The organism is Oleiphilus sp. HI0117 (genome assembly GCF_001635235.1).
In genome coordinates this window covers 1-6,145 of record NZ_LWGA01000679.1, presented here as the reverse complement: position 1 = coordinate 6,145, position 6,145 = coordinate 1, and the positions used below count along the sequence as shown (strand labels likewise).

6 protein-coding genes are annotated in these 6,145 nt (G+C 44.0%); all 6 read right to left on the bottom strand.

All coding sequences use genetic code 11. From position 1 onward, the window contains the following. On the bottom strand, positions 1-671 hold a 671-nt coding region (locus tag A3757_RS09400; RefSeq protein ID WP_068739491.1), incomplete at its 3' end, for an alpha/beta fold hydrolase. A gap of 25 nt (positions 672-696) precedes the next feature. Beyond that, entirely contained in the window at positions 697-1,467 is a 771-nt protein-coding gene (locus A3757_RS09395) for a TatD family hydrolase (protein ID WP_068508560.1), read from the bottom strand. A 114-nt stretch (positions 1,468-1,581) separates the two neighbouring features. Further along, on the bottom strand, positions 1,582-1,932 hold the full coding sequence (locus A3757_RS09390) for a PilZ domain-containing protein (RefSeq protein ID WP_068513675.1): 351 nt from the start codon (positions 1,930-1,932) through the stop codon (positions 1,582-1,584). A gap of 162 nt (positions 1,933-2,094) precedes the next feature. Then, positions 2,095-3,108 (bottom strand): DNA polymerase III subunit delta', encoded by a 1,014-nt coding sequence (locus tag A3757_RS09385; protein ID WP_068513678.1) that lies wholly within the window; start codon positions 3,106-3,108, stop codon positions 2,095-2,097. Positions 3,109-3,166: 58 nt separating this feature from the next. Next, a complete protein-coding gene (locus A3757_RS09380) occupies positions 3,167-5,191 on the bottom strand; it encodes a transglutaminaseTgpA domain-containing protein (protein WP_068553508.1) in 2,025 nt (674 codons plus the stop codon). Positions 5,192-5,221: 30 nt separating this feature from the next. Next, positions 5,222-6,145, bottom strand: a 924-nt coding sequence (locus tag A3757_RS09375) for a DUF58 domain-containing protein (RefSeq protein WP_068739489.1), incomplete at its 5' end; no start/stop codon positions are given.

Here is a 6,145-nt window from a genome sequence, read left to right as displayed (position 1 = left end):
TCAACTTGTTTTTCAGAAAACCGTACCATAGAAGGGGCTAGTAATTTCGGGTCTGAGCGCCAAATATAACCACCTTCTACCTCCTCTGTACCTCGCTCAATTAACAGCTGCGCTGCTTCTTTTGATACTTTTCCAATCCCCATCATTCGAACGCGAATAGCCATTTCTTTAGTTGGGTAAATGGTCTTTTTACTCTCTCGCGTCTGAGCAGCCTTTGCTACCGCTTTTTTAAGCTGTGGCAATACATTTTCTATTTCGTCTGTTAGAGGCCCTAAACTATCTAATAGAATTAGTTTATCAACCTTTTCTGGCATTGATGCAGCTAAAAACGAACACACAATCCCACCTAACGAATGACCAATCAAGGTAACTTTCTCGCCCGCATCATCAATCTGTTCGAGCACAGAATCTATAAACACGGCAATATCCACCACATTATCGACTAAATGATAAGACGACGAACTTGGCCTATGCTCGCTCCAACCATGCCCAGCCATTTCGACTGCATAGAAGGGACGATCTAGATTTAGGTAGTTGCATAGGGGTAGAAACGAAGCCGCATTGTCGAGCCATCCATGCAGTGCGATAACCGGCACACCATGACGTACACTATTTTTATAACCCGACAAACGCAATTTATCGGTTTGAATACTAAAAGGGCCTAACTCCATTCCATTCAACCTTTATGATAATTCGCTAGAGTCTAAACAGTTTCTTAAAGTTCTCACTTGTGACCTCAGCAACCTCTTCTACGCTGCAGCCCTTTAACTGTGCAATATATTTGGCAACCTCAGGTACATACTTAGGCTCATTTGGCTTGCCACGATACGGAACCGGCGCGAGATAAGGAGAGTCCGTCTCTATCAGCATGCGCTCTAATGGGACTCGCTTAGCAACATCCTTTAGCTCTACAGCATTCTTAAACGTAACAATACCTGAGAATGAGATATAAAAGTTATGATCCATCGCTCTGGAGGCCATATCCCAATCTTCAGTAAAACAATGCAGCACTCCCGCGACATCAGGGGCTGAGTATTGGCCAATGAGGTTTAGCGTATCTTCCTTCGCATCTCTAGTATGAACAATAATTGGTTTTCGACATTCTTTACTGGCAATTAAATGACGCTTGAATCTTTCCAGCTGAAGATCTTTATGCTCCAGGCCATAATAGTAATCCAGCCCCGACTCTCCAATCGCAATGACTTTTTCACGCTCAGCAAGCGATAATAGGCGTTCAATAGTGGGCTCTTCACAATCGGTACTACCTGGGTGCACGCCAACCGAAGCATAGACATCGGGAAATTTAGCTGCAATCTGAAGCACTTCTTCAATATGCTCCAGGTCAATTGCGACACAAAGCAATTTGTCTACAAGGTTTTCTTTGGCAGCTGAAATTGCAAGCGACAAGTCGCCTTCATATGGAGCTAATTTCAGACGATCAAGGTGGCAGTGGGAGTCAATAAACATGAAAATCAAGCGCGCTCTTGTTACAACGATAAAGCCGCACATACTAACTAAAAATGCGTATCTATGCGACTCACTTGAAGAATCGTATCAAGAAATTGGGGCACCCCCCTATTATTACATACTATGTGTAGGACGATCTGAGCTTAAAGAGCCTGCCAGGTAGGTTTCAATCTTGTTTTTGGCAGTAGCATCTTCTTCGTTAAACTGAACACCGATGCCCGCTGCTCGATTACCCTGAGCACCCTTAGGAGTCACCCAGATAACCTTCCCAGCTACCGGGATTTTTTCAGGTTCTTCCATTAGATTTAACAGCAAAAACACCTCATCGCCAAGATGATAGTTTTTTGCGGTAGGTATAAATAGTCCGCCGTTTTTAATGAACGGCATATAGGCGGCATATAAAACAGCTTTATCCTTGATTGTTAGGGTAAGGATACCACTACGCGCCCCAAATCCTGCTGACATACAATTCTCTTAACAATAACGCGCCCGTACAAACACTTGAATACAAAGCACTAATTGGTCGTTGCACCCACTGTAACCCGAACAGTTTCGAGTAGTATTAAGGTGATATATCTTCAGTATAGGCAAGCAATTGAAAATTGCTTCACACTTTTGAGATCTTTATTAAACCGTTCTTTTAGCCATTAAGCCAGCCCATTGGTTCAATAAAAACTCAAACACCAGCTGCTTGTTAGGATTGCTTGTACCGAGCAACAAACGCAGTTGATCCAAGGCACTTTTGTATAAATCAAGTAACTGAGCCTCGGTCGAAACCTTAGCCAAATGGTCGATCATTTTTGCCGCCGCAAGTCCTTCAGTGGAAAAGCTGGCCAACTTGACCTTTAAAACGAGCTCCAACCATTGAATCATCCACTCTACACGTAGAATCGACAAATCATCGCTCCACCTTTCAGCCAAAACAAGGGCCAAAACATCTTTACGAAGAAAGCTAGCCATTTCTTCTAGCATACGTTGATTTTCTTCAAGCGCGCCCGTTTTAACGTACTCCAAAGCTCTTAGCGGGGCTTGGGCCGCCAGCGCTAAAACCGAGTCTAACTCAGCTCCAGACAAGCTAAGCTCGTCTTTGTTCAGCGCCGCTTCTAGCCACTGCTTCGCTGCAGACGTTTCAGGTAACGAAAAGTCAATCACCTGACAACGAGAACGAATCGTTGGAAGTAACTGCCCCGAGCTATGTGATACTAAGATAATAACGGAATCGCCACTCGGTTCTTCAAGGGTTTTCAATAGCGCATTCGCCGCATTATGATTAAGTGATTCTGCAGGAGATAACACTGCGAGCTTTCGCCCCCCCTGCATGCTCGATTGCGCGAAAAACTCAACCATATTTCTAATCGCATCGACTTTAAGAATAGAGCTCCCTTCTTCGGGACCAATATGCTTATAGTCGGGGTGAGTTTCAGATTCGACAAGACGACACTGTTTACAAGTGCCGCAAGCTTGCTCAAGCTTTCCCTCAGACGTACTTTCACACAAAAGATACGCTGCTAGACTCTCCGCAAACTGTAGCTTACCGATTCCCTCAACACCATTTAACAAGAATGCGTGTGGAACTTTATTTTCTCTTACCTGCTTGAGCACACGCTCCCACTGAGCCGCCTGCCAAGGAAAAAATGACATTACCTGATTCCTTTAACCGTTTTAGCCAACACCAAAGACCAATTTTACCTTGATGACATCAAGACTGATATTGCTTTCGCTCTAAGTCACTCGTCACTCGCTCTAAAATACGATAGAGGTATTGCGGTGCGATAGAATGAATACGTAATAAATATTGCCTGGGCGTTTCACCCAGCGTTCTGCTATAGCCAGTTCGAGCTAATACGTAGCAGCACATCATATATTTTTTCTCTGCCCAGGTATATTTGAAGGCATACTTTTGGCCCCACAAATAGATGGTAAATAAAATAAAAATAGCGACAAGCACATACGCAAATAAACTGGCGACACTTAAAAGGCTGTACTCCCCTAATACCGAACTGACAAACTTTTTGTGCTCTCCCTGATTGTAATTCACTACCCACTTTTGCCAGCCATAACTCATTTTATCAACATATTGCCCCACCCACTTAACAAGCGCTAATTGCTGCCCAACTGATGAAAGTGGTGAGTCTTCAAGAAAGCCTTCTTTCTCGCGAAAGGCATCAGCCCCACCATCCAATATTCTTTCTGGTGCAACCATCGAGGTAGGGTCAGCCCTAAACCAACCTTTACCAACTATGTACACTTCAACCCAAGCATGCGCATCGTATTGATGGACAACCATATATTTTCCATTATCGCGCAACTCTCCACCTTGATACCCGATCACTACGCGAGCAGGAATATTTGCAAGCCGTAACATGTAAGCGAGGCTCCCTGCATAATGCGCGCAGAACCCCGTTTTTGTATCAAACATAAACTCATCGACGAAGTGCTCACCAGTCGTCTCAGGTTTAAGGGTGTAATAAAAATTCTGCTTGGCGAAGTTTTCCATTAGGGCTCGAAAGAGTGCTTCAGGTTCAGGGTATCGCGCCTTCATCTGCGCGATATATTGCTGTGTTCGAGGGTTGCTAGATGCACCTGGTCGCTGCAAATCTTGTACAACGGGCGTTCTGATTCGATCCACCCCCTTAAGCTCGGATAAAAAGGGTAATGAGCCAACCGCTATCCCAAGACTCTCTTGATAACTCAACTTGTATCGCGTCGCCTGAATGGCATCGTTTTTTAGGCTAAAAAGGCCCATCTCACCTTTCAGTAAGTTACTACTTAAGGGCTGCCCATCATCGAGAGCAAAAGCCCAACGATTTTGATGCGGTTCTAGCATCACCTGGTAAGTAGCGCCGTCATGAGAATAAAGTTGGCCTGGGTCAATTTTATAGCGACTGACCGGATAATACTCAATACTTTGCCGCCACTCTCTGCCGTCAAACTCGTCGAGTACTAAACCTCGCCAATAAAGGTTTGACTTGGCGGGGACAACACCACTGAAATCTGCTCTAAAAGCCACTTCGGAAGACTTGGTAAGTGAGGCAATATCGCCAGGAGACATAACATTGCTAATACCTGTCTTTCCTTGCTGAGTTTTGAAAGGCATATGCCACAGCGGAGCTATACGTGGAAAGAATAAAAACAGCACTATGACAAGCGGTATAGACACGGCCATGAGCTTGAAAAGCATTTTACCCAAAGTCGCAATACCACGCTTCCCTAAAGAAAATTCAACGCCTATATTCTGGGATAGCAACACGTAAAAGCAAACAGCTATCAGTAGCAACTGCAACAGCGTATGAAATACACCCTGACTAAATAGAAACGAGACACAACTTAAATACAGCATCGTAAAAATACTTGTAAACAACTCTTTGTCAGCCTTGATCTCTAGAAACTTCAACACAGCTGTCAGAAACAAAAAGGCGCCAGCCATTTCAACAGAAAAGTTGGTTTTATAGTGCGCGACAAACACCGCGCAAGAAGCAAGCGTTAAGCATGTTTTGACAAATGTGCTTACCGGCGGGCTATTTCGCTTATAAGCTATAAAACGATAGACACAGATGAATAACGTAAAAACGATTAGCCATATGGGAAGATGATCACTGTGTGATATCAGCTGTAAGATGATAACTAATAGCAAGGCGCCAACCGGCTGCGCACGGACCGCAAATACGTTGCTCTGTCCGCTGATCACTGCTTTGTCATCACCTTCTCTTAAGTCTTTCTGCATTATCAAGCCACTAATATGATCACGTGCAAATTAATATAAGGCTAGCTGTTTAAGGCAGGCATAATAGTGCGCCTCACTTGAATCAGGTTCAATCACTATCACCGGTAACTCAAGACCAAAAGCTTGCTTAGCCTTGTACAGCCGAGTTATTTTCTCACACATAAACTGTAAGCGTTGCTCTTTTCCGTAGGGTTCATAATCTTGCCAACGTACACGGCTTGCATCTGAAGCAGTTAAGTCATTATCTTTAACCACTAGCAATTCAGAGCTTGCATATTTTTTCCAGTTAATACGCTGCATAGAATCGCCCGCTTGATAAGCACGAAGCGAATTATAGTCATCGGACCTTTGATCGCTCCTCAAACCTTTTTCAGCGCTATTCTCTGCTTTTGTAGGACTCCCTTCTACAGGTTTTGGGTAAACGAGTAGCGAGGCATCCAGTTTCAGCCATGTCCAGGCTCGAACCAGCCCAAAGGGAAAGCACGACTCCAAACGCAATCTTTTTAAGGTATGGTATCCCCGGTTTTTAAGTCCACCTTGAACCGGATATTCATTAAGATTATTCGTTACCGGAGGGACGGCACTCATTTGTCCTGCATCAAAGCCCACTTTAAGACCAAATGCCACTCCCTGCTCTTTTCTGTATTTCACGTAAAAGTAGCCGCGCTCCCCCTCAAATACACCCTCTTCTTTAGCACTACTAATTTCAAGCCCGGACATATTCAAAAAACACATCCAGATAGAGAAAAAGAAAATCGCACCTAAGAAGAATGTAAATAGGTAAATAAGGCTATTCTGATAATTAATTGCCGTTATCAGCATCAACAACAAAAGTAACAGATAAGCAAAACCCGCACGCGACGGGAAAATATATATATTTTTTTGGGATAATCGAAAGTAGTCACTTCGCTTACTGCGTGACGCAATCATCTCACCAACTCTTTCAGCTAAGGG

Bases quoted from the DNA above. Each gene is read 5' to 3' on its own strand.
- A3757_RS09395 (WP_068508560.1), bottom strand. From the start codon at position 1,467: ATGTTTATTGACTCCCACTGCCACCTTGATCGTCTGAAATTAGCTCCA.
- A3757_RS09390 (WP_068513675.1), bottom strand. From the start codon at position 1,932: ATGTCAGCAGGATTTGGGGCGCGTAGTGGTATCCTTACCCTAACAATC.
- A3757_RS09385 (WP_068513678.1), bottom strand. From the start codon at position 3,108: ATGTCATTTTTTCCTTGGCAGGCGGCTCAGTGGGAGCGTGTGCTCAAG.
- A3757_RS09380 (WP_068553508.1), bottom strand. From the start codon at position 5,191: ATGCAGAAAGACTTAAGAGAAGGTGATGACAAAGCAGTGATCAGCGGA.